Below are 23,108 nucleotides of genomic sequence, written 5' to 3'. Positions count from 1 at the left end.
TCTTAAACTACTTCCAATGAAGTCAGTCATCGTCGGCACCGCCGGCCACATCGACCACGGCAAAACCACGCTGGTGAAAACGCTCACCGGTATCGATGCCGACCGCCTGGAAGAAGAAAAACGCCGCGGGATCACGATCGATCTCGGCTTTGCCAATTTCGAACTGACTTCACCACAAGGCGAGACACTGCGACTTGGATTTGTCGATGTTCCTGGGCACGAGCGCTTTGTGCGCAACATGCTCGCCGGAGTTGGCGGCATCGACATTGTGCTATTGGTGATCGCTGCCGACGAAGGTATCAAGCCGCAGACGCGTGAGCATTTCGACATCTGTCGCCTGCTGGCGATTCCCCGAGGCATTGTTGTACTGACCAAGTCAGACACCGTCGATGCTGACACGCTGGAAGTTGTCCGCCTGGAGATCGAAGATTTCCTCCGCGGATCCTTCCTCGACTCGAAGCAAACGCCGATCGTCCCACTAAGTGCAATCACCGGACAAGGCATCGATGAGCTCAAGCACGAACTTGCACGAATCGCTGCGGAAGTCGGGACCAAGAATGCGAGCTCCCTTCCGCGCCTCCCAATCGACCGTGCATTCGTGATGAAGGGGTTCGGTACGGTTGTCACTGGGACTCTGGTCGCAGGCAGCATCCGGCGCGAACAGGAGCTCGAACTCCATCCGGTCGGCAAGCGGACGCGTGCGCGCGGCATTCAAGTACACGGCTCCTCTACTGAGCAGGCACGCGCTGGAGAACGCACGGCTATAAATCTTAGTGGTCTTTCTGTGGATGAACTCATGCGCGGCATGACGCTTACGCAGCCGAGCACCCTGCAAGCGACACGACAGATAGATGTCCGCCTCCAGTTGCTTCCGGATGCAAGGCCATTGAAGCACCTTTCGCGCGTGCACCTGCATTGCTTCGCATCCGAGACACTTGCGCAGGTTCGACTGCTTGAGGGGAAGCAACTCGAACCGGGAAACAATGCGTTTGTTCAATTGCGAACGGCGGAGCCGCTGCTGGTTGTTCCTGGCGATCACTTCATCATCCGCCAGTTCTCTCCGGTAGTCACCATCGGCGGAGGCACAGTTATTGACGCCTTTCCGTTGCGCCGCAGCACCAAGCAGGCGAAGGTGACGAGCGAGTTTCTAACCGGGCTGGAGCGAGCGAGCTTAGCCGATGCTCTCCTACTCCGCGCGGAGCGTCGAGGCACGGCTGGTCTGAATCGTGACGACGCAGTTAAGGAAACCGGACGCGCACGTCAGGAGATAGATGCGCAAGTGCAGCATCTGCTCAATGGTGGACAACTGCTCGCAGCAGGAGATGTGTTGCTTGCGAAAGCTCCAGCTCTCGAAGCGGCAAAGAAACTTCTTTCAGAGCTGGAGAAGTTCCACAAGAACAATTCCCTTTCCGCTGGCATGCCCAAAGAGACGCTGCGCGACACGTTGGCAATTGGAGAAACGGTGTTCTCGTTTCTGCTCACGCAACTCACTGCCGGAAAGAAGATTGAAGTCCATGGCGAGCAGATACGACTTGCGGGCAAGGGAGTCGCGATGACAGCCGATGAGCAGCGGGCTCGCAACACCATCGAGCAGGCGTTCTCATCCGCTGGCCTCAAGGTCCCACTGCTCAAGGACGTGCTCGCATCGCTCTCGATTGACCGTACGCGCAGTCAGAAAATCATGACGCTTCTGCTGCGCGAAGGTGTTCTGGTGAAACTGGGCGATGAGCTGGTCTTTCATCGCGTGGCTCTCGAACAATTGCGCCGAACAATTGCTGCCGAAAAACCCAAGACTCCCAAAATGGACGTCGGGCGCTTTAAGGATCTGATCGGAGTAACCCGCAAGCACGCCATTCCACTACTCGAATATCTCGATCGTGAGCGTGTTACGCGCAGAGTTGGAGACGTGAGGGAGATTCTTTAGATTCGATGTCGGAGTCCGACTTCGAGTGATCAAACAACGAATGAAATAGTCAGCGCCTTGCCGACCAGGCTTCATACTGTCATCCCTCAGGCCGCCGCCGGGATTTCAATGTGCCTATGACGTTGCTGCGGCCTGGGGGATCTGCTTTTAGATCGATGCAGGAAACAGCGGATCCCCCACGGCGCTAAAAATGGGTTCTTGAAGCTGGGCTTGTCGCTGCGCCGCGAGGGATGACAGTATCAAGGGGATCAGAGACTAGAAGGCCAATACCTGATTGGGTGAAGGCGTGTCGGGCGTAAACGGTGAACCCGTGACTTGCGTGAGCGTTCCATCGGCAGCAATCGCGAACACGAAGATTGAGCCGACATTGCTGCTAGCGCTGCTGGTCACGATGAGAAACCTTCCCAGGACTGCAGTTGCGGCGGAAACCGGTCTTGCGCCTACTGCGAAGGGGGAGCCCTTGAGGTCGGTAAGCTGTCCGGTAGCGGCGTTGAGGGCAAATGCCGAAACCGTGTTGGACGTTTGATTCACGACGTAAAGCGCGCCTTGCGAGAAGACCGCACTCACCGGGGTCGCACCTGCTGCGAAGGGAGACCCTGAGATTTCGGTGAGCGCACCAGACGCCGAGACGGAGAATACTGAGACACTTCCTACGCCAAAGTTCCCATTGATATTAATTCCAAAAAGGAAATTCCCACTGGTGTCAAACGTGAGGTAGAACGGCGATCCCTGCAGCGGCGATATCGTTGTTGAACGGAGAGTCAGCGCGCCGTTGGCGCCGATTGCAAACGCAGTGATCACATCCGTGCTCGAGTTCGAGGTGTAGAGGAACCCTCCATTTGGCGATATCGCCAGACCGGTTTCCCCAGTAGTGTTCAATGACACTGGAAATCCCGTGAGCGGAGTCGGCACCCCTGTCGTCGAATTGAAACTGTAGCCTTGAATCTGTGCTGGCGTACCGCTGAGGGTATACACGAAATTCCCGCTCGGATGCAAAACCATCCTGATGGCATTCGGCGGCGTGGAAAAGGGCGAACCAGTTACTGGCGTTAACGCAGCCGTGGAGCTGTTCACACTAAATACCGAGGTCGTTGCAGATGAAGAATTCGCCACGAGGAGAAATTTTTTCGCCGGATCGGTTGCCATCGAATCCGGTGACGAACCTCCAGTTGTAACGGGTGAGCCAGTAGTACGCTGCAGGGCTCCAGAGGTCTGATTGATCTGGTACACAGAAACGCTGGCGCTGCTGCTGTTCGTTACAAATACGGGAGTTCCGGTCTGAGACGTGCCACCTCCACCTATGGTTCTGCTTCCGCCCATTCCGCCGCAAGCAAGCATACCGGCACAGAGTGTCAGGACAGACAGATACGAGAATCTTGATACTCCCATCACACCAGACCCCTTTTCGAACGAATTAACATCCTCAATCTTACTCGCCGATCTCCATCCGATTGAATGGGCGATCGGCCCAGAACCGACATTACAAACAGCGCAATGAGGATTCGCTACATTGCGCAGTACACCTGTCTTTTCTTCAGCTCGCACTTGTCTCGCAAACTACGATTCCCATAAAGGAACTGCGGCACTTTGTACCGGGTTGCTCGTGTTAGTCTCTTTTGTTTCAAGGACTCTACAAGGAGCATTCGCTTGCTTCGAATCTGTCATCGTCTATCGTACTTCGCTGTATCCGCAATGTTGGTTTCTAGCGGGTTCGCCCAGGGGACACGCACCACGTCGGACGACAAGGTCTTTGGCTTTCGCGACTTCTCTCGCCAGGCGGAGATTGATCGCAAATTTAATCAGTCTCCCGATCCAAAGCTCGCCGAGGAGCATCTGCGTACCCTCACACAGGCGCCGCATGTAGCTGGATCTCCGGAGGACCAAAAGACGGCCGAGTACGTTGCTCAGAAGTTCCGCGAGGCGGGGCTCGACACGCAAATCGTCGAATATAGGGTGTTGCTCTCATTTCCGCAGGAGGTGAGCCTCGACATCACTGGGCCCGCGAATGTGAAGATGCACGGTCCGAGCCGCGAGCATGTAGACAACGATCCTTATCAGGACGATCCGCGCGTGCTGCCCGCTTATAACGCGTACTCACCCTCAGGCGATGTTGAAGCAGAAGTGGTGTACGCGAACTATGGGAGTCCGCAAGATTTCAAGCAGCTGGAAGCCATGAAGATCGACGTTCGCGGCAAGATCGTCATGGTCCGATATGGTGGGAACTACCGCGGGGTAAAGAGCCTCGTGGCGCAAGAGCATGGAGCAGCCGGCGTCATCATCTACTCCGATCCGATCGATGACGGCTATTACCGCGGAGACATGTATCCCAAAGGCCCTTATCGTCCGGCCACCGGAGTGCAACGCGGTTCAGTCGACTACACCTTCAGGTATGCTGGCGATCCGACCACTCCGGGAATCGCCTCGCTGCCAAGCCTGCCTGATTCGCAACGAACCTCCCCTGGCTCGGCAGCCGATCTGCCGAAGGTCATGACGATGCCGCTGTCGTACGCCGATGCCGCGCCCATCATGCAGAACCTCGGCGGGCCCGAGTCTCCCCGCGAGTGGCAAGGCGCAATGCCTTTTACCTATCACGCTGGGCCAGGTCCAGTGCGAGTAAAGATGCACCTCAAGATGACTGCGCCTTACAAAACCATCTGGGACGTAATTGGCACCGTGCGTGGCAGTGAGCTTCCCGATGAATGGGTAATCGGCGGTAATCATCGCGATGCATGGGTCTATGGTGCCGTGGATCCAAACAGCGGGACCGCAGCCATGCTCGAGTCGGTACATGGCATTGGCGATCTGCTGAAGTCGGGCTGGAAACCCAGGCGAACGATGGTCTTCTGCAGTTGGGATGGAGAAGAGCAGGGCATGATCGGCTCCACGGAATGGGGCGAGCAGCACGCGCAAGAGCTGCAACGTGCAGCGGCCTACTTGAATATGGACGTGGGGGTTGCCGGTCCCAATTTCGGTGCGAGCGCGGTTCCAACGTTGAAACAGTTTGTACGCGACGTGACCAAACAAGTGCCGAGTCCCAAGGGCGGCACGGTCTATCAGGTCTGGAAAGATGCAAGAGAGCGCGAGCGGGTAAAAAACCTCTCGCCGGATCTGGGAGGATCACAGAACCGCCCTCCGGCAGCGAAGGTCGAGAACGATGTGGAAGTGGGCGACCTGGGTAGCGGGTCCGACTATTCGGTTTTTCTTCAGCACCTCGGATTGCCAGCGACCGACATAGGCTCGGGGGGCCCATATGGCGTTTACCACTCGGTCTTTGACAACTTCGCCTGGTTCAAGAAGTTCGGCGATCCCGACTTCAAGTACGAGCAGCAGATGGCTCGGGTCTTCGGCGTTCAGATGCTCCACATGGCAGGAGCCGACTACCTGCCGGAGGATTACGAACTCTATGGCCGAGAAATCGTCAGTTATGTGCAACAGGCCGAAACCAAGTCGAAGCAGACCTTCGGTGCCCAGTCGCCATCCTTTAGCGAGGCGCTAGGTTCTGCCCAGCGTTTCCAACAGGCTGGAGCCCAGATTCGCCAAGCGCAGAACGCCGCAACGGGTGACTTGGTAAGGCTGAATCGCGCACTCTTGGGGGCTGAGCGCGCGCTGCTGATCGAACAGGGACTTCCAAACCGCCCTTGGTTTCGTCATGTGATTTATGCTCCCGGTGAATATACGGGTTATGCTGCGGTTGTAATTCCTGGAGTAAATGAGGCCATTGACGCGCGCGATCCAGCACGAGCTGCGGAACAGCTCGCTATTCTGTCAGGAGCGTTAAACCGCGCTTCCGCTGTGCTCGAAGGCTATCGATGAAGTTTCGTCAGCCCTGACAGGCGCCGCTGTGCAACGCCTGAGTGATGGAGCACTGACCCTCAAAGAGTGCAGTATGTGACCTTAGTCGAGCCTACCCCTCACTTTAGAGTTACATTTCAGGCGGCGACTAAGGCTTTCGTGGTATAGGCGGGGCTCTACTGCACCTTCTACATTCAATTCAAGATGACTACCGCCACTGCCGTATCTCAGTTTCTCGAAGCGCATGATCGCTACCTGGCCCTCGACGATGCCCGCACCTCCTGCACCCGCCCTGCTGAACGCGAGCAGATGCATATCGAGATCCTTAAGGCATATCTGGAAGTGCAGTACCGGGCGAAGATGATTGCTGGGCTGCAGTACGCTGACGGCAACAATTACGCCGAGATCAACTAGTCGAGAGACTTGTTCTCGGGGCTGTCTCCCTTCACTCCCCGTAACCGTCTCCCCCAACGCGGCACCCAGCCCCGAATCGCCCTCCTCGCCGCAACTCGAACCCTGGGTTTGAGTTTATAAACTCAAGACGACCGTTAAGCAGCGAGCCGCATCTAAGGAGATGCGCCGCTCCGTCGAAGTCTGAGGAGGAGCTTCTTTCCTCGTTTTCTCATGAAAGGCCATGATTTATGACGGCGTCCACTAATCCAGACGATAACTCATACACGCCGAAAGACGCGGACTCCAGGCAGCCGATGGGGTTCGTATATGACGACTCCAGCGCGCCGCCAACCGAACCAGAACCGAACTACGTTCCCGAACGCGAGTTTGTGCTCATGCCGCTGTTCCGGCGCATCGGGGAGCTGCTCGGCATTCGCCGGCAGCCCGAACCGGAATACATCGCTGCGACAGCTCCGGAACCTCAGCGTGCAGAAGCCAGTCTGGTTCATGAGGGCGCCAACTTCGGCCGCGACACCAGCCATGCCCATGAAGAACCAGGATTTGCCTTCGCCCCAGAAGCGGAACCGGTGAGGGAATCTGCACACGAATGGGCGGAACCACAACCCATCGCTCTTCCTGACACGGAGCCAACAGCTTCAGAGCACATAGCGCTGCAAGGGCCCATTGATTCAAGTCCGCAACTCCCGTTACAAGAGTCCGAAGAAACCGAAGTTTCCCCAATACACTTCGAGCCGCCAAGCTTGGAACCAACGCCGCTGCACGTTGCGGAAGCAGAGCTCGTAGAGGCGCCTCCGAAACCGCACGAGGAATTCGAGGTTCCCACGCGGGATTTCGAGCAACCTCACCATGGACCTTTTGCCGAAGCCCAAGCACCGTCGCAGCCGGCTGAACCTGAAGTTGTAGCCACACGCTCGACGAAGCAGGCACAGCCACAGGCCCAGCGGACTGCTCCTCCTCGGCGCAAAGACGAGATCGACGAGGCCATCGCAGTATTGCGCGAAGCGGGATCAAAAGTCTCCGCCGCAATCTCCCAAGCCGTCGAATGGCTAAGCGCTAAAGAAGAGGAACTTGTACGCAAGGCCGAGCGGTCGCTCGCTCCTGCTCCAAAGACCAGACGAGTGCAGTCGTCAGTCGCCGCGCCAAGGCAGCCAGTCCAAGCTTCCCAGCCCGCCAACGAGCCTGCAAGTACGCCTGCAATTGCTACCGAGTCTCCTTCTGTCCCCAAATGGGAAGCGTTACAATTCCCTGCACTGCAACGGGAGGTATCGTGGACGGGACAAGTTGCACCTTCGCCGACAGAACGGCGTGCGCCAATATCTCAGCCAGCAGGCCAGGCCACATCTTCCGTGAAGCCCCGACCCACTCTGGTACGGCGCCGCCCTCAAGTTCCATTTTGGAAGCGCATCGACTGGGCCGCAGAGTTTACGCCTAAGCGGGTTGCAGTGCTCGGTGGAGTCGTGATGGCGATGTTAATCGTTGCAGGCATTACCTTTGCCCGACGACCAGCTTCGGAAGTACTGCCGCCACAAAGGCATACGATTCAGCCCAGCGGCGTGACCGTAACCACTCACCCTACCTCCCCGACAGCCGTCCCACCTGCTGCACAGTCCCGGCGGACTGCGCCTCCCGCAAAACGCGCGGTTGCGCCAGCGCCTCGTCGAGCGACACGGGCGGACACTCACGAGGAACCGGATGTAGTCACGCACTACTACAAACAAAAACCATCACCATCGAAACAGTCCACCGTTGCCGGAGTGAAGAAGTATTCCGACATGGATTAGGACCCTCTGCTGACGCCGGGCGAGGCGCCCGGCGCTCCGCTACTGCTGAAATATCTCAGGAGCCTGTTCTTCCCAGCTTCACGAGATTTTCTTCCATCAAGCCCGTGAGATCTCGCTTCTCCAGGCCGTGGACGCGCTTGTTGAACTCATCGACTTTGCTCGAGTAATTCATCGAACAAAACTTGGGACCGCACATCGAGCAGAATCCGGCTTCTTTGTAGTAATCATCGGGTAAGGTCTCGTCGTGCATGGAGCGTGCCGTTTCGGGATCGAGCGAGAGTTCGAACTGTTTGTTCCAGTCGAAGGTGTAGCGTGCGTAACTGATGGCGTCGTCGCGGTCGCGAGCGCCGGGACGATGCCTGGCAACATCGGCGGCGTGGGCAGCGATCTTGTAAGCGATGATTCCGTCCTTCACATCCTTATCATTTGGTAGGCCGAGGTGCTCTTTCGGAGTTACGTAGCAGAGCATCGAGGCGCCGTGCCACCCGATCATCGCCGCGCCAATGGCACTGGTGATGTGGTCGTAGCCGGGAGCGATGTCGGTCACGAGCGGGCCGAGCGTATAGAACGGCGCGGCGTAGCAGAGCTCGACCTCTTTATCGACTTGCTCCTTGATCTTGTCCAGGGGGACGTGACCTGGGCCCTCGATCATTACCTGCACATCGCGTTCCCAGGCCTTCTTCGTCAGTTCGCCAAGCGTAGCGAGTTCGGCAAACTGCGCTTCATCGCTGGCGTCGGCGATACATCCTGGGCGCAGCCCATCGCCAAGTGAGTACGAAACGTCGTACTTGGCCATGATCTTCGTGATGTCGTCGAAGCGTTCGTACAGGAAATTCTGCTTGTGGTGATGTGCCATCCACTGCGCGAGAATCGCGCCACCGCGGCTGACGATGCCGGTAATGCGCTTGGAGACCATAGGCAGGTACTGAATCAGAACACCGGCGTGAACGGTCATGTAGTCGACGCCCTGTGCGGCCTGCTCCTCAACTACTTCGAGATAGATCTCGGGCGTGAGGTCTTCGATTCGCTTCACCCGGCTGATGGCTTCGTAGATTGGAACCGTACCGATCGGGACCGGCGAGTGACGAAGAATCGCTTCGCGAATCTCGGGAATATCTCCGCCGGTGCTGAGGTCCATTACAGTGTCGGCGCCGAAGTGCACAGCAGTATGCAGCTTCTTGAGCTCTTCGTCGATATTCGACGTCACGGCGGAATTGCCGATGTTGGCGTTGATCTTGCAGCACGAGGCCACTCCGATCGCCATCGGCTCGAGTTCCGGATGATTAATGTTGGCGGGAATGATCATGCGCCCAGCGGCCACTTCGTGCCGCACCAGTTCGGGCGTGAGCTTCTCTTTGTGCGCGACGTATTCCATCTCTTCGGTGACCACGCCATTCCGGGCGTAGTGCATCTGTGAGAAATTCTGATCACCGCTTTGGGCAGCCTGGTCGCGGCGTTTACTCAGCCATTCCGCACGCGGTTTTGGCACTTCATAGCCATTGGAGACTTGTGCTCCGTTCTGAACATCTTGTGAACTCATCTCGTGCCTCTTTCTCGAATAAAATTATACGCACTAGGAAAGGCGAACACGAAGGTCACAAAGGCAAACGGCGGAGGTCACGAAGAGGAAGATTGGTCTTCGTGACCTCTTGTTTTGACCTTCGTGCCCTTCGTGTTCGCCTTTCCTCCTTGAAAACTCCATGCTCACGGACTACTCTTAAATCGTGCCTTCTACCGGTAGATATCTTCGTTTTGGTATCGCTATCCTCGTGATCGTTGGCGCGATGTCGTATCTCGCATTTACCGGTATTCAGGAGAGCAAAAGCTACTACGTCACCATCAAAGAGCTGCAAGGTATGGGGGATCAGGCGCAGACCAAACGGCTGCGCGTCGCAGGTCAGGTGGTTCCGGGGAGCATCCGCCGCCAGGGTGCAGGCGCCGATTTTCAGATCGATGAACAAGGTTTGAAGCTCCAGGTTGCATATCGCGGCACCGAGCCACCTCCGGACACATTTAAGGATAACGCTCAGGCTCTCGTCGAAGGCAACTACGGCTCCGATGGTGTGTTCCACGCCAAGCAGATTCAGGCCAAATGCGCCTCCAAGTACGCCCCGGCGGCGAACCAGACCGCGACCACGGAAGCGCCAACTACCAAGCCGGCAGCAGCAAGTCAAAATGCCAACTGACGATTGACCGATTCCGATAGCCATTCCGCCTCGTCTTCCCATTCCGAAACAGCCCATTTTGACTCTGCTCACTCTGAGCCTGCGGTTGTCCTCCAAGGTGTAAGCAAGCTTTTCGGACGCTTCGCCGCCCTCCACGATCTCAGCGTTACGCTGCTCGCCGGACGCGTATATGGCTTGCTTGGGGAGAACGGCGCTGGCAAGACGACGCTGCTTCGAATCATCGCCGGGCTCTCCCGTCCTACGCGGGGTAGCGTTCGCATTCTCGGCAGCGATAACGCGCGGGCCGTGAGCGCCCGCCTCGGATACATGGCGCACGCGACGCTCCTCTACGACGAACTTACGGCGCGCGAGAACCTTGAATACTTTCGCGGACTCTATCCGCCAGAGAAGACGGCGAGCGCCGGCGAACTGCTCGAACAAGTCGGACTCGCACAGGTAGATGCAAAGCGACGCGTCGGTCAGTATTCGCAGGGGATGAAGCAGCGCCTGGCTTTGGCGCGCGCGATGCTTTCCTCGCCGGACCTCCTTCTGCTCGATGAGCCTTTTTCGAACGTCGACGTCAAATCGATCGCGACGATGTCTGTGCTTCTCGGACGGTTGCGTGATTGTGGCGCTACGCTGATTGTCGTCACCCATCAATTGGAGGCCCTCGCCCGCGTCGCGGATGAGTGGATCACCCTGCATGCCGGTGCGATCGTTAAGCGTGAAATTAGTCACAACCGTACGCCCTTGAATGCCGGCAGCGGAGGCGAGCAATGAGCCTCGCGCGAACTGTCACGCTGCATCTGCGAAAAGACATGCGTCTCGAGTGGCGCTCGAAGGATGCGGCCAACTCCATGCTCTTCTTCGCGCTGCTTGTCGTGGTGGTGTTCGCTTTTGCCTTCGATCCACTGGCAGAGGAGTCTCGACAGATTTCCGGAGGCATCGCCTGGGTTGCGTTGCTGTTTGCCACCGTCGTCGCCCTCAACCAGAGCTGGGCGCGCGAGCTGCACAACGGAGTCCTCGACGCGCTGCGCCTTGCGCCTGCGCCTCCCAATGGTCTCTTTTTGGGAAAAGTGATCGCAAATTTCATCTTCGTGGCCCTAGTCGAGCTGCTCATCACTCCGGTGTTCGTCGTGTTCTACAACCTGCGTGTGCTCGGCTCTTGGCCGCAGCTCGTTCTGGTTGCTGCCCTCGGAACATGGGCGCTCGTGGTGAACGGAACCTTCTTTTCCGCACTATCGATCCGCACACGTAACCGCGAACTCATGCTGCCACTGATCCTGTTCCCCATCTCTCTTCCCGCCCTGCTGGGGATGGTGCTTGCGACTACCAATATCCTCACCGGCGAGAGGCAGCCAACGGATTGGATCAAGCTGCTGGCGGTCTATGACATTGTGTTCACTACCGTGTCGCTACTGCTATTCGAGTCCGTACTGGACGCCGAGTAGCGAGCCGGTTCCATCCTTCCATACGAGCTCGAGATCCCGGCCCCCTCCTTGGGCTAAGTTATTGATCTAAAGGAGTTAGGCCTAGATCAACCTGGTTTGCGACACAACATCTTCGATTGCTCACTGATCGTGCTTCCTGGAAGCATGGTGAAAGACGGAGCTGGCCAGGTCTCCTGCTCGCCCCTTCCTCAAGACATCGATTGACATCAGGTTACGTTTTGATAACATCCCGGCCCGCAGGAGGACTTTATGTCACGTATTCTGGCACTCGCCTACGGCGCGATCGCATACCTGATCTTCTTCGTCACGTTTCTCTATGCGATCGGATTCGTTGCCAACATCGGTGTTCCTAAATCGATCGACTCGGGAATGCCCGGACCTCCAATACAGGCGCTTATCGTCAACTGTGTTTTGCTGAGCTTGTTTGCTGTGCAGCACAGCGTGATGGCCCGCCAGGGTTTCAAGCGCGCTTTGACGAAGATTGTGTCGCCAGCGATTGAGCGCAGCACGTTTGTGCTCGCCGCCAGCTTGTTGCTCGATCTTCTCTACTGGAAGTGGCAGCCGATTAAGGACATCGTCTGGAACACGACGAACCCAATCGCGGTCGGGGGATTGCACGCTTTGTCTGCTCTGGGATGGGGGTTAGTTTTGATCGGTACCTGCTTGATCAGCCACTTCGGTCTGTTCGGAGTGAACCAGGTTTATTCCTACTTCCGCGGCACCGAATACCCCAATCCCGACTTCTCCACTCCCTCGCTTTACCGGTTTGTTCGACATCCCATTTACCTTGGCTTCATCCTCGCGTTCTGGTCGACACCGGTGATGACCCAAGGGCACTTGCTGTTTTCCATTGCCACGACGGGATACATTCTGGTTGGAATTTACTTTGAAGAGCGAGACCTCATCACATTCTTTGGAGATCGATATCGCGAGTATCGCCAGCGGGTTCCAATGCTGATTCCGTTTACGGGACGGAAGCAGGAGGCAAAGGCGAAGGCCGTCGCACAGTCGTAGAGCAAAAACCAACAGCAAAAGCTCACGCAGATGAACGCGGATTTAACGGATTCACGCAGATCTTGTTAAAGGCTGGCACTTCACGGGAGATGCGCAGAGGTCTCCCCCAACCTGGGATCACAATCTGCTGTTTCTTATCCCAGAAAGAATCTGCGTGAATCCGTTAAATCCGCGTTCATCTGCGTGAGCTTTTGGTTTGGTGTTCGTGTCTGCTTGTGGCAAAAGTCACCATGCGTAGCAAAGCTGGAGTAAACTTCGCCTAAATGAACCGCGCAGGCTTTACCTTCAGTGCCATCCTCGTGGCGATACTGCTCTCGTACGCACTGCACCAGGCACTTGATGTTGCTCCGACGGAAGCGACCATGGGCAATGTCCAGCGAATTTTTTACTATCACGCATCTTCGTTTGCGGTTGCCTTCGCGATGTTTGGAGTCAACCTCATCGCGTCGGTCGTCTACCTCGCCCGCCGACACACACCTTCGGCGCCGGCGGCGGACGCTGTTGCCGTGGCCGGCGCGGAGTTAGGCGTCATCTTTTGTTCCATTGGGCTGATCGATGGGATGCTCTGGGCGAAGCCCGTTTGGGGAATCTGGTGGACTTGGGATCCGCGGCTCACGAGCACGTTCGTCTTGTGGCTGATTTATGTAAGCTATCTCATGCTGCGCAGACTCTCCGACAGCGGTCAGGCGCCAACGCTGGCTGCGGCACTTGCGATCTTCGGTTTTGTGGACGTGCCCATCGTTTACATGTCGATTCGCTGGTGGCGCACGCAACATCCACAGCCGGTCGTATTTGGCGAATCGGGCTCGGGACTGGATCCGGCAATGCTCAAAGCTTTCCTGATCAATATCGCTGCGTTCATGTGCTACGGCGTACTCCTCTTCTGGGTGCGCTACAAGCTCGAACGCGCGCGGCAGCAGCTGCGTGAGGCGCAGGCCGTGCATTCGCTGGAGCTTGCAAGAATGGAGGTGCACTGATGGATACGGCTCGCAGTATTCAACATCTTCATGCTGCTTTCATCCTCACGTGGGGTGTCCATTTAGGCTACGTGCTGTACCTGGTGCGAGGGTTCATACAGGTAAAGCGCGAGGCCGAAGAGCTAAGGAAGCCTTAGTTCCATTTCCTGGGGCTGTGGCGCAGGCGGGACGAACCGTCGCTAACCAAGACCTATCTATCCCGTCTATCTTGCAACTCTCCGTGTGTCCGTTTAGCTTTGTTTATCGCCCTGAAAATTAAACCTGACTCGATTCCAGTGAGGCATCTATGAGGATCTCCCTGCGCGCAATCACCGCGCTTTCGCTTGTCCTAATCGTGACATTAGGAGCGCTGGCCGCTCCACCCGCGCCCGACGCCGTTTCCAACAGCTTTACTGTCCCGGTGGTCTATTACAAGCTGCCGAACGGACTTCGCGTGGCGCTTTCGCCCGATCACTCGTCTCCTACCGTCGCGGTCGGCGTGTATTACCGCATCGGCTTCCGAGTTGAGCCGCAGGATCGCACCGGATTCGCTCATCTGTTTGAGCACATGATGTTCCAGGGCTCGCAGAACCTGGGCAAGATGGAGATGATCAAGCTCGTGCAGCAGAATGGTGGAACTCTGAACGGCTCCACGCGCTTCGACTTCACCAACTACTTCGAGATCGTGCCGGCCAACAAGCTTGAGACGATGTTATGGGCGGAAGCCGATCGCATGCGCGGACTGACCGTGACCGAAGAGAACCTCAAGAACCAGCAAGGCGTAGTGGGGAATGAAGTGAAGGTGAACGTCCTCAACCGTCCCTATGGCGGATTTCCGTGGCTCGACATGCCGCAATACGCCAACAGCAACTGGTACAACGCACACAACTTCTATGGCGACCTGAAGGACATCGAAGCTGCCACGCTTCCCGACGTGCAGCAGTTCTTCAAGACCTACTACGCTCCCAACAATGCTGCACTGGCGATCGTCGGCGATTTCGACACTGCGGAGGCGCGTAAGTTCGTTGACAAGTACTTCGCTGAAATCCCCTCGGTTCCGCAGCCGAAGGAACCCGACCTGACTGAGCCACGCCAGGAAAAAGAGAAGAGAGCCTCAAAGCCCGATCCGCAAGCAAAGCGTCCGGCGATTGCAGTTGCGTATCACATGCCCGCGCGGAACACGCCGGAGTATTACGCAATGGGTTTGATCGATCAGATCCTGATCGAAGGCGATGACAGCCTCCTATATCACGAGTTGGTGCAGAAGCGCGGAATGACCGGAGGCATTGAGGGCGGCATCAACCTGCTGGGCAACATGTACAACTACAACGGTCCCATGCTCTGGATGCTGGATCTCTACCACGACAGCAACGTGAAGGACGACGACATTCTGTCTGCGATCGATTCCGTGATCGAGCCAATACGGACAAAGCCGGTCGATCAGAAGACGCTGGACCGTGCGCTGGTGAAAATGCGCTCCGCCTTTTACGACGAGGTCAGCCAGTTCAACGGCTTCGGACGTGCCGACCTGCTCGCGAGCTTCGCGCTATTCGATGACAATCCGCAGCGAGTGAACGACATCGAAGCCCAATTCCGGAAAGTTACTCCGGCACTCATCCAGAAGACGGCGCAGGAATATTTGCGGTCGACGAACCGCACGATTCTGACTATTGAACCGAAAGCTGCCGAAAACACCCAGGCCAGCAAGTCGGGGAATTGAGATCGAGAGCGAAGGGAGAGACATTATGAAAAATCGAGTGATTGGCCTTACCTGCACTATGTTCCTGGCTCTCGCGTGGAGCCTTCCATCACAGGCGCAGGACACCGCAACTCCCGCGCAGTCTGCGCCGGTGAAGAAGCAGAGCCCGCCGCCGGGTAGCGCTCCCAAGCCATTCCACGTTCCGCAACCCGAAAGATTTGCTCTGCCTAATGGACTTCAGGTGACTCTGGTTCCCTACGGTGCGATTCCCAAAGTAGAGATTTCCTTGAGCGTGCGCGCCGGCAACCTGAACGAAGCTGAGAACCAGGTATGGCTTTCCGATCTCACGACGACTTTGATGAAGGAAGGCACTACTTCACGATCGGCGCAGCAGGTAGCGCAAGAGGCCGCATCGATGGGCGGTTCGGTGGACGTTAGTACTGGCGTCGACATCACGCACGTTTCGGGTGACGTGCTTTCTGAGTACGGTCCCAAGATGGTTGCTCTTCTCGCCGATGTGGCTATGCATCCGCTGCTTCCCGCCTCAGAAATCGATCGCCTGAAGAAGGATCAACTGAGAAGTCTAGCCATTCAGAAATCGCAGCCTCAGTTCCTCGGACTCGAGCAGTTTCGGAAAGCGCTCTATCCCAATCATCCATATGGGCGACTGTTCCCGACCGAGCAGATGATCCAGGGATACAGAATTGAAGACGTTCAGAAGTTTTATAAGGAGAACTTCGGCGCGGCCCGCACCCACGTTTATGTCGCCGGTAAATTTGATGGCGCTGCAATGAAGAAGGAGATTACGGACGCGTTTTCATCGTGGCAGCATGGGGCTGATCCTTTCATTGACATTCCCAAGCCGGTAACGAAGCACGATTTCGCGCTCATCGACCGGCCAGGCGCGGTGCAGTCCACACTTTATATCGGATTGCCGACGATCGATCCGAGTAATCAAGACTACATTCCGCTGCAGGTGATGAATTCCATTTTGGGAGGCTCATTCGGGTCGCGCATTACTTCCAACATTCGCGAGCAGAAGGGCTACACCTACTCTCCGTCAAGCCAGCTCTCGACGCGCTACCGCGATGCTTACTGGGTAGAGGTGGCAGACGTCACGGCGCAGTACACGGGTGCTTCGATCAAGGAGATCCTGTACGAGATAGACCGGCTGCAGAAAGAAGCTCCCGGGGACACCGAGCTGTCGGGAATCAAGAACTACCTCGCAGGCGTGTTCGTGCTGCGAAATTCGAGCAGAGCGGGACTCATCGGCCAGCTCGAGTTTGTCGATTTGCACAAGCTGGGGGACGATTACCTGAACACATATGTGCAGAAGATCTACGCAGTAACTCCACAACAGGTGGAACAGGCCGCGCAGAAATATATCGATGCACAAAAGCTCACGATGGTCGTAGTAGGAGACAAGCAGAAGGTCGCGGAGCAGGTGGCGCCGTATCAGGGAACCGGAATGTAGCAAACGACATCACTCTACAGCCACCGGTGAAACATCCGTTATAATCCGAGAAGCCCGCCTGATCGCTCGATGGATGCTTCTGATCCATCGAGGCTTGAACAATCTCCGGAGAGGTGGCCGAGTGGCTGAAGGCGGCGGTTTGCTAACGCGAGACTAACTCCGCGAATCGTCCGCGTGTTGTACGTTTTTCTTCCCGGTTTCTCCGTATTGCAAATTACTCATCCTTAGGCCCGCGAATAGGCCCGCGATTTGCGTCCGGGTGGGGGCGGTGGCGTGGCCGCGCTAGGTGGCAGCGGTGGCGAAGTTGCTACGACTGCGCTAGGTGGCGGCGGTGGCGCCATCGGCGCGAACGGTTCACTTGTTTTCTTCACGAGGCATCACCTTCCTTGTTGGGCGGATTATCCGTTGCGATTCGCATTTTGGCAATAGTAAAAGTGCGCTTGTGGTCTAACTACTTGCCCTGAGCCTGAGCGAAGCCAACCGGATAGAACACCTCGGGATGTTCTGTTGAGTTTGAGCTGTTGTTGCTCGTGGCGAATGCTGCTTGGTGTCGCCAGACTTGTCCGGTCTCGGTGTTGAGCAGAAAGACGGCTTGTACAGGCGGAGGATAAGTAACCCCACGACCCGTGTCGTTCCCTTGGACTTGAGCTGTGAACAATTGATAGTGTGGTCCCGTCGATACGGCTGATACAGGTGCAGGTGTTGGAGATTGCTGCTGCGCAAGTAGGACAGTAACCAAGCCAGCGACGAACAAAATCACGAAGTACTTTTTGGGCATGATCTGATTTCACCCTCCGGTTGTTGTAACCGCAAAAGAAAAGCCCGGATGCAAGTCCGGGCCTCATTCACGCGAATCATCGCACGGAGGATGCTTAAGCCGCAATCCCCGCTACAAATATTTTAGCAACTTCGTAATTCCCAGAAAAGGAACGGCTCTGCCGCAGCGCAGAGCCGTCTCGCGCTCAACGTGCTTGTTTGCCGAAGCCGGAGCGCCAACTTTTAAAACCGGCTCCATCACGAAGGACGGAGCCGGACCGGTTTAGGAGATGGGCAGGTGGAATCTGCCCACCACGCGCAAGCCGGATTTCCTTGCTCGTGGCGTCATGAAGTGGCGCAATCGGTTAACTGCGCACTCCACAAACTTGTTAGGCGAGCCGTCGCCGGGAGGATTGAACGGCTCGCCGTCGCCCACGTCAGCGGTGGCGAACTTGTTCGACTACCCGCAGCGCTTTCTCCTCTGCTTGCAGCCGGTCAAACTTCGCGAAATCGAAACCGCGAGGATTCTTGTCGCTCAACGGCTTAACGTCCGATTTCGCCTGCTTGAGAATGTCGCGCTGTCGGTCCAAGTGTTTCTTGATCTCTGCGCCTTCTTCTTCGCACTTCTCCAGCTTGTCTTTCATTGCCGCAATGTCGTGTCGCAGGTCCGGACGGGTCGCCAACAATCTCTCCGCTGATTCGATGGCGTTCTTATAATTCGTCCATTTTCCTTCTTGCTCAGTGAGTTCCAATTCGAGTCCCGCCACGCGGTCAGCGCAGGACTTCACGCGCTCCTGACGCTGGCGTAGGTCTTCAGCCATATCGTCTGCCGTGGTGCGGTCGATCAGCGCGATGCGATTCTGCTCGGCTCGAATAGCCGTGGCGGTTGCGGTGTACTTCTCTGCGTCAATCCTGCTTACATCCATTACTCATCTCCTTTGTTGTCCGCGAATGGAGCGGACAGTTGTTTGGTTGGTGTTGCTTCGATAGTTGGTGGTTCCTTCGGCTGCTCGTTTGGCTTGACTAAAACGATCTTCATAACGGGTGGAGGACCGGCTGGCAGTGTCGGAACTCCATCGCGCAAGTTCTCAACATTGAGCTGTAAATGTTTTATTGCATTCACGTCACCTTGCAGCGCTTGCCATATCAAACTGAAAGCCACGGCTTGCGCGATGGTTGTGTCCTCCGGAAGTCCCAGGAGGTTGGACAATTCCTTGGCGATGGGTTGCCCTTGAAGTTCCTTGAGAATCTCGCTCACTCGCGCTCGCGCTTTTAGCACGTTGCGAGCCGGCACGATCTGCTTGCGCTGGCCCTGATTGTTCTTCAGCCGTTCGTCTCCCGGCTTGTAGCGCGTTGCCTTCCCGGCTCCTTTCGCTGCGAGTCCTTTCAGGTGGTCTGGCTGCTCCTGCTTAATGCCAAGAGCCTTCAGCGTGCTCTTAACTGCTTTGGACTTAGCCATGAGTCCTCACCTCGTCTGCTAAACATTGGTGCGCAAAGTCGCGAATCGCATCGTTGACGAAGGCCAGAGACCATTCCGTGGCAGCCACGATTTGATCGTTCTTGGCTCCGTAGCGATACAACTCCACCACAACGGCTCGCTTCTTCGCGTTGTTGAACGACTTCGCGGCTTCGCGGTTGTCGTATGCTGCGTTGAGCGCAAATTGCTTCCAGTGCTCGCGGTGCGCTGCTTCGCGCTCCGCTTTGCGCCGTGCGCGCTCGCGTTTACCCATCTTCCGTCTCATCCGCGTCCTCCGTATGCCTTGTCCAGCAGACTGGCCCACTCCGTGACGGGAGGAAGGTCTGCGGGACGTTTTTGAATCTCGACTCGCGCTGCGACTTCCGCTGCTTCCGGCGAGAGTCCGAGAGCTTGCCAAGACTCTTTGACTTGGTTCAGATGTTTGTGATCGAGCATCTTCTGCGCTTCGGTCGCAATTTCCTGCTGCGACCGTCCGCGACGGAACGGAGCGAGCATTGCGATCAGCTCGTTCAGCTCTCCCAGCGGCTTGGGCAGTGTCTTGTCGCTGGCCGGTGTGACCTCGTGAATGTTCGTTTTGCGGAAGGAGCCGGACTCGCGCACTTCAAACCGCGTTGGATTGTTCTCTACTTCTTTCTGCGAGAAGTTCTCGAACACGCCTTTGTGGTTCTTCGCAGCCGACACATAGAACACCGTGCCGTCTCCCTGTCGCCTTCTCAGTACTGTTACTTTCATTCTTGTTTTCTCCGTTTTCTTGGTCGCTCAAATTACAAATGCGTTGAGGGTTGGTAGATTTGGAAGCAGAATCTCCAGCAACTGCCTTTGCACCGTATCGTCTCCACACCACACGTCAACCATGTAGCAGTCCACCGTGGGTGGAAGCGTGAGTAACTGCTGCTCGGTCGTCGTTCCCGGACGCTGGAGCCTCAGCGGTGCGTTTAACTGCTCCAGCAGCCTTACATCCTCCTGGTTCCACCACGCCAGATCACTCGCCGTGCTGATGAACACTGCTGTGCCGGTCTTTTTCTCCGGTCGCGGAACTGGTCGCCACGGAAAATGGATTGGGCGACGGCTCCCACGAATGAGCTTTCGCGGATCACTTTGCATCTCGAACAAGACCTTTGCGCCGATGAAGGTCACGCTGCCTTCTTCTCCTCGCGCTTCTTATGTATGTCGGTGGCCATTAAAATTTCCTTTTCTTCTTTGCCAGTAACTTCTGTACTCCGGACCGGCTGATGTTGTGGCCTTCTGCTTTCAGCTTGGCCGTGATCTCCGTCTGACTCATTCCTTGCGTTGCCAACTCCTTCGCCTTCTCCGCCATCTGCTCACTGTTGGCCGCTGGCTTGCGACCATTACGTGACTTGAGCGCTTCGCGCACGTCCACCGTTCCCGGCGTACTCGTACAGGGAAACTCGCCTTTGCTGATGAAGCTGTCTCCGTGTTTGTCCCGGCTGCTGATGATGAACGGCTGAGTATGTTTGTCCCAGATACGAGCCTTGAGGCACTTGACCACGACTTCGCTTTCACTATCTGGCTTGCGACGGAAGGCGAAGCAAAGATCAATCAGCCCAGCGAGCGCTATGGACTGGCTCAGGAACTTCATAATGTCAATGTCGCTGGCTTCGGCTCCGGCTTTGGTGGGGTGGTGGAGGAGAATGATGCCCAGACAACCGAACTCATCTATGAGCCTTCGACACTGAGTCGAGAACCAAAGCCATTCACTGGCCTTGTACGTATCCTCTGCGCCAGAGAAGTACAGCAGCGTGTCCAGAATCAGAACACGGTCCCTCACGGCTTTCTGTAGTCGAGGATCATCCAACTGTATGGTGGCCCCATCCGCAGCAGACCGGTGGCGGAACTTGCTGCCTTGATCGTTCAACTTGAAGAATCGAGCGAAGCGAACGAAGTTGCTTCGGCTCATTTCCGGGATTGCGTATATGATCCCGGCGACATCTTCCAAGACTTCAAAGTGGTTGAAGGCTTTCGCACCTTTGCCTGCCAGCATCGCCCTGCACATCTCAAGCACGCCCAGCGTCTTGTTTGCCTCTGGCGCTCCGGGAATCGCCAGCACTGACTGGTGTCCGAACAGACCTTTGATGATGTGGCGCTCCGGGAACTCGTCCCCATCGAACTGCGACACGGCTGGAAAGGCTGATTCCCAATCGGAGCCATCGCCGGTGTAGGCTTCTGCAACTTTTACGTTGGTGAACGCTGTGTTGAGGACGCGCTCCCGGTAATCGTCACGTTCCAGCTTGTCGCGGTTTAATCCACTGCCTCGCCAGATCGTTTCTACTGCCTCGCGTGGCAGTCCACGCTTCGCCAGCGTTCCACAAAGACTCAGATCAGCTTCAGACGCGGACGGGAAACCGGCCCCAGCGAAGTTTCCAGCAAGCAGAAGGTTCAGTTTGTCACTCGTGTTCGCGGTGACCGCTGCCGGAGTCTTGACCGGTCGCAACTTCTCGAAGTCCGCTGCCGTCGCGTTGGCAATCTTCTTGGCTCCGTTCGGAACCTGATTGCCGGTGACGCTCATAAAATGCTTGGCGCAGTAAGCCTCCACGTTGCCGACCTTCAGCGCTGGGAACTCGCCATCGCAACGAAAGATTCCGTGCAGACCGGTGCCTGAAGGCGACAACTCCCAGTACGTCTTAGGAAGCGAGCCGATGATGCGGTATGCCTCGTCCGATATGTCGCCGTCACTGACGCAGCTGTCGAGATCAACAAACGTGAACTCCGGCGAACAGAGCGCGTTGATGCCATCGAACTTACCTTTGCGCATTGCCTCGACGGCCGTGTCGAAGTCTGACAACGTCTCCGGCTTCGACATATCGGCTTTGAGCTTTGGGTTGTGCGGCTGATAGGGAACCTTGCGTGGCTTCTTGTTGCCGTTCGGTTCCTCGCGATATACGCAGAACTTGCCTTGCCGTCGAAGGTCAGCCGGCAGCTTCGAGAATCTGAGAATGGTTAAGAGTTTCTTAGCGGCCACGGTCGCCTCCGCCATTGCTGACCTCCAGCGAGCGCGGATTGCCTACGCGACGTTGCTCTGTGCGGAAGTCCAGATGGAGGCGGTGCAGTGCGCGTTGAAAGGCGCGAGCCGGGACGAGATTGTCCGACTTAGAGCGGAGTTGCGCTGCGAAGCCGGGACCCACGCCGTGCTTGTCAAGAAACCAGAACTGATACTGGTCGCAGTCGAAGGCGTAGTGACAACCTTCGTATTGCAGCTCTTTGCGATAGAGAACTAAGAGGATTGCCGCAGTGAGTATGTTCGGTGCGGCGAAGATTTTCTGGGCAGCCACGATTGAGTCTCCTCCTCAGGAGTCTCCAATGTGGCTGGAGCTTAGCTTTTCAGGTCAACCCCTCGTCATACGGCTTGCAGTGACGTATGCAAGCCTCGGGAGCTTCCGTACTTCGCCTTTGCCTCGCGCGGTTCAGCGCGGTTCCGTTCCGTAGCTATATTAGATAGTACCTGCCACGAAAATTCAAACTTTCCCTGTAGGAAAATCATAAGTCGCAACTTATCTGGAAGTTAGAAGCTGAGTTAGTGCGAAGGTGCGCGAGTTTACAGGGAAATCGTGAGTGGGTCGGTCCCAAATCGGTTCCGAACCGGTTCGGAATGAATCTACGATCTACGCCGGGAAAGAGATGCCTTTGGCATCTTTCCCGCGTAGGCTGATTGAAATCGGTCCCGAACTCCGACTATAGGATTCGGGACCGGGACCGATTTTCGAGGAGCAGCTTGTGAATACCACATCGAAGTGTTGATTTTTACCGGTCCCAAACCGGTCCCGAACCGAACCGTCGAATGGGTGATTTCCTGCCTTCCGGAGCCAGTTTTGGCCGATTTCGGCTCCCGGCGATGCGCAACACGCACCACTCGAACAATGGGTGTTTGGGTAGTACCGAATCGGGACTACACATTGCGCGGCTTTCTAACTGATCATTAAGAGCCGGTGATTTGGTGGGAGCGCGAGACCAGCCGGTCAGTGATTTAGCGGTGCGCGTCGCAGAGGGTTAAAAAGCCGGTTCCGGAAACCGGAGTGATGAGTGTAATGGCGATGTTTCATCAATCCCGGCTATTTCTCGTGCGTTATGCTCAGCACTTTGCCGTCCCTCTGTCTGACCTGGGCGATTGCTACTCCGCCCACACAGGCATCGGTGATCATGTTGCCATGCTGATCCTTGCAATAAAGCGTTCCCCAGACGTGCCAAAT

Annotated in this window: 22 protein-coding genes; 12 read left to right on the top strand and 10 right to left on the bottom strand. The window is 56.5% G+C overall.

What is annotated here, in order from left to right:
- The first annotated feature begins 16 nt into the window (after positions 1-16).
- On the top strand, positions 17-1,924 hold the full coding sequence (selB, locus tag VNX88_18720) for a selenocysteine-specific translation elongation factor (protein ID HWY70708.1): 1,908 nt from the start codon (positions 17-19) through the stop codon (positions 1,922-1,924).
- Positions 1,925-2,179: 255 nt separating this feature from the next.
- On the opposite strand, the gene VNX88_18715 is transcribed toward selB, so the two are convergent.
- Positions 2,180-3,244: a beta-propeller fold lactonase family protein gene (locus VNX88_18715; protein HWY70707.1), complete on the bottom strand. Its 1,065-nt coding sequence runs from the start codon at positions 3,242-3,244 to the stop codon at positions 2,180-2,182.
- A 327-nt stretch (positions 3,245-3,571) separates the two neighbouring features.
- Between VNX88_18715 and VNX88_18710 the strand changes: the two genes are divergently transcribed.
- The 3 genes from VNX88_18710 to VNX88_18700 all read left to right on the top strand — a co-directional run bounded on the left by VNX88_18710 (position 3,572) and on the right by VNX88_18700 (position 7,911).
- Positions 3,572-5,737, top strand: coding sequence for a M28 family metallopeptidase (locus VNX88_18710; GenBank protein ID HWY70706.1), 2,166 nt, complete (start codon positions 3,572-3,574; stop codon positions 5,735-5,737).
- Positions 5,738-5,920: 183 nt separating this feature from the next.
- A complete protein-coding gene (locus VNX88_18705) occupies positions 5,921-6,130 on the top strand; it encodes a hypothetical protein (protein HWY70705.1) in 210 nt (69 codons plus the stop codon).
- Between the two features lie 227 nt (positions 6,131-6,357).
- Positions 6,358-7,911, top strand: coding sequence for a hypothetical protein (locus tag VNX88_18700; GenBank protein HWY70704.1), 1,554 nt, complete (start codon positions 6,358-6,360; stop codon positions 7,909-7,911).
- 55 nt (positions 7,912-7,966) lie between these two features.
- Here VNX88_18700 and thiC read toward each other — a convergent pair whose 3' ends face one another.
- Complete coding sequence (thiC, locus tag VNX88_18695) at positions 7,967-9,451, bottom strand: phosphomethylpyrimidine synthase ThiC (protein HWY70703.1); 1,485 nt, start codon at positions 9,449-9,451, stop codon at positions 7,967-7,969.
- Between the two features lie 184 nt (positions 9,452-9,635).
- Here thiC and VNX88_18690 point away from each other — a divergent pair, with 184 nt between their 5' ends.
- The 8 genes from VNX88_18690 (at position 9,636) to VNX88_18655 (ending at position 16,670) form a co-directional block, all read left to right on the top strand.
- Entirely contained in the window at positions 9,636-10,097 is a 462-nt protein-coding gene (locus VNX88_18690; GenBank protein HWY70702.1) for a cytochrome c maturation protein CcmE, read from the top strand.
- Between the two features lie 3 nt (positions 10,098-10,100).
- Positions 10,101-10,856 carry an ABC transporter ATP-binding protein gene (locus tag VNX88_18685; protein HWY70701.1) on the top strand — a complete coding sequence of 252 codons (756 nt, stop codon included), beginning with the start codon at positions 10,101-10,103 and terminating at the stop codon, positions 10,854-10,856.
- Positions 10,853-11,527 carry a heme exporter protein CcmB gene (locus VNX88_18680; protein HWY70700.1) on the top strand — a complete coding sequence of 225 codons (675 nt, stop codon included), beginning with the start codon at positions 10,853-10,855 and terminating at the stop codon, positions 11,525-11,527. Before VNX88_18685 ends, VNX88_18680 begins: the two co-directional genes overlap by 4 nt.
- Before the next feature lie 249 nt (positions 11,528-11,776).
- Positions 11,777-12,541 carry an isoprenylcysteine carboxylmethyltransferase family protein gene (locus tag VNX88_18675; GenBank protein ID HWY70699.1) on the top strand — a complete coding sequence of 255 codons (765 nt, stop codon included), beginning with the start codon at positions 11,777-11,779 and terminating at the stop codon, positions 12,539-12,541.
- Positions 12,542-12,804: 263 nt separating this feature from the next.
- Positions 12,805-13,518 carry a cytochrome c biogenesis protein CcsA gene (ccsA, locus tag VNX88_18670; GenBank protein HWY70698.1) on the top strand — a complete coding sequence of 238 codons (714 nt, stop codon included), beginning with the start codon at positions 12,805-12,807 and terminating at the stop codon, positions 13,516-13,518.
- Complete coding sequence (locus VNX88_18665) at positions 13,518-13,655, top strand: hypothetical protein (protein ID HWY70697.1); 138 nt, start codon at positions 13,518-13,520, stop codon at positions 13,653-13,655. The genes ccsA and VNX88_18665 overlap by 1 nt, the downstream gene beginning before the upstream one ends.
- A gap of 149 nt (positions 13,656-13,804) precedes the next feature.
- Positions 13,805-15,217: a pitrilysin family protein gene (locus tag VNX88_18660; protein HWY70696.1), complete on the top strand. Its 1,413-nt coding sequence runs from the start codon at positions 13,805-13,807 to the stop codon at positions 15,215-15,217.
- Positions 15,218-15,242: 25 nt separating this feature from the next.
- A complete protein-coding gene (locus VNX88_18655; GenBank protein ID HWY70695.1) occupies positions 15,243-16,670 on the top strand; it encodes a pitrilysin family protein in 1,428 nt (475 codons plus the stop codon).
- 451 nt (positions 16,671-17,121) lie between these two features.
- On the opposite strand, the gene VNX88_18650 is transcribed toward VNX88_18655, so the two are convergent.
- The 8 genes from VNX88_18650 to VNX88_18615 all read right to left on the bottom strand — a co-directional run bounded on the left by VNX88_18650 (position 17,122) and on the right by VNX88_18615 (position 22,193).
- Positions 17,122-17,448: a hypothetical protein gene (locus VNX88_18650; protein HWY70694.1), complete on the bottom strand. Its 327-nt coding sequence runs from the start codon at positions 17,446-17,448 to the stop codon at positions 17,122-17,124.
- A gap of 415 nt (positions 17,449-17,863) precedes the next feature.
- Entirely contained in the window at positions 17,864-18,352 is a 489-nt protein-coding gene (locus tag VNX88_18645; protein ID HWY70693.1) for a hypothetical protein, read from the bottom strand.
- On the bottom strand, positions 18,352-18,885 hold the full coding sequence (locus VNX88_18640) for a hypothetical protein (GenBank protein HWY70692.1): 534 nt from the start codon (positions 18,883-18,885) through the stop codon (positions 18,352-18,354). Before VNX88_18640 ends, VNX88_18645 begins: the two co-directional genes overlap by 1 nt.
- The gene (locus VNX88_18635; protein HWY70691.1) at positions 18,878-19,168 is read right to left on the bottom strand and encodes a hypothetical protein; all 291 of its coding nucleotides are present in this window, start codon (positions 19,166-19,168) and stop codon (positions 18,878-18,880) included. The genes VNX88_18640 and VNX88_18635 overlap by 8 nt, the downstream gene beginning before the upstream one ends.
- Entirely contained in the window at positions 19,165-19,635 is a 471-nt protein-coding gene (locus VNX88_18630; GenBank protein ID HWY70690.1) for a hypothetical protein, read from the bottom strand. The genes VNX88_18635 and VNX88_18630 overlap by 4 nt, the downstream gene beginning before the upstream one ends.
- Positions 19,636-19,662: 27 nt before the next feature.
- Complete coding sequence (locus VNX88_18625) at positions 19,663-20,040, bottom strand: hypothetical protein (GenBank protein ID HWY70689.1); 378 nt, start codon at positions 20,038-20,040, stop codon at positions 19,663-19,665.
- Between the two features lie 43 nt (positions 20,041-20,083).
- Positions 20,084-21,898, bottom strand: a complete 1,815-nt coding sequence (locus tag VNX88_18620) for an AAA family ATPase (protein ID HWY70688.1) — start codon at positions 21,896-21,898, stop codon at positions 20,084-20,086.
- Positions 21,873-22,193: a hypothetical protein gene (locus VNX88_18615; GenBank protein ID HWY70687.1), complete on the bottom strand. Its 321-nt coding sequence runs from the start codon at positions 22,191-22,193 to the stop codon at positions 21,873-21,875. The genes VNX88_18620 and VNX88_18615 overlap by 26 nt, the downstream gene beginning before the upstream one ends.
- Positions 22,194-23,108: the final 915 nt, after the last annotated feature.

Source organism: Terriglobales bacterium (assembly GCA_035567895.1).
In the GTDB taxonomy this organism is placed as follows: Bacteria; Acidobacteriota; Terriglobia; order Terriglobales; family Acidobacteriaceae; genus Gp1-AA112.
Note: the sequence above shows the minus strand (reverse complement) of the source record. Positions and strands in the feature narration are given on the sequence as shown.

What these genes read in the sequence shown, in the direction of transcription:
- selB (HWY70708.1), top strand. Translation starts at nt 17, where the DNA reads ATGAAGTCAGTCATCGTCGGCACCGCCGGCCACATCGACCACGGCAAA.
- VNX88_18715 (HWY70707.1), bottom strand. Translation starts at nt 3,244, where the DNA reads ATGGGCGGAAGCAGAACCATAGGTGGAGGTGGCACGTCTCAGACCGGA.
- VNX88_18705 (HWY70705.1), top strand. Translation starts at nt 5,921, where the DNA reads ATGACTACCGCCACTGCCGTATCTCAGTTTCTCGAAGCGCATGATCGC.
- VNX88_18700 (HWY70704.1), top strand. Translation starts at nt 6,358, where the DNA reads ATGACGGCGTCCACTAATCCAGACGATAACTCATACACGCCGAAAGAC.
- thiC (HWY70703.1), bottom strand. Translation starts at nt 9,451, where the DNA reads ATGAGTTCACAAGATGTTCAGAACGGAGCACAAGTCTCCAATGGCTAT.
- VNX88_18680 (HWY70700.1), top strand. Translation starts at nt 10,853, where the DNA reads ATGAGCCTCGCGCGAACTGTCACGCTGCATCTGCGAAAAGACATGCGT.
- VNX88_18675 (HWY70699.1), top strand. Translation starts at nt 11,777, where the DNA reads ATGTCACGTATTCTGGCACTCGCCTACGGCGCGATCGCATACCTGATC.
- ccsA (HWY70698.1), top strand. Translation starts at nt 12,805, where the DNA reads ATGAACCGCGCAGGCTTTACCTTCAGTGCCATCCTCGTGGCGATACTG.
- VNX88_18665 (HWY70697.1), top strand. Translation starts at nt 13,518, where the DNA reads ATGGATACGGCTCGCAGTATTCAACATCTTCATGCTGCTTTCATCCTC.
- VNX88_18660 (HWY70696.1), top strand. Translation starts at nt 13,805, where the DNA reads ATGAGGATCTCCCTGCGCGCAATCACCGCGCTTTCGCTTGTCCTAATC.
- VNX88_18655 (HWY70695.1), top strand. Translation starts at nt 15,243, where the DNA reads ATGAAAAATCGAGTGATTGGCCTTACCTGCACTATGTTCCTGGCTCTC.
- VNX88_18650 (HWY70694.1), bottom strand. Translation starts at nt 17,448, where the DNA reads ATGCCCAAAAAGTACTTCGTGATTTTGTTCGTCGCTGGCTTGGTTACT.
- VNX88_18645 (HWY70693.1), bottom strand. Translation starts at nt 18,352, where the DNA reads ATGGATGTAAGCAGGATTGACGCAGAGAAGTACACCGCAACCGCCACG.
- VNX88_18640 (HWY70692.1), bottom strand. Translation starts at nt 18,885, where the DNA reads ATGGCTAAGTCCAAAGCAGTTAAGAGCACGCTGAAGGCTCTTGGCATT.
- VNX88_18635 (HWY70691.1), bottom strand. Translation starts at nt 19,168, where the DNA reads ATGAGACGGAAGATGGGTAAACGCGAGCGCGCACGGCGCAAAGCGGAG.
- VNX88_18630 (HWY70690.1), bottom strand. Translation starts at nt 19,635, where the DNA reads ATGAAAGTAACAGTACTGAGAAGGCGACAGGGAGACGGCACGGTGTTC.
- VNX88_18620 (HWY70688.1), bottom strand. Translation starts at nt 21,898, where the DNA reads ATGGCGGAGGCGACCGTGGCCGCTAAGAAACTCTTAACCATTCTCAGA.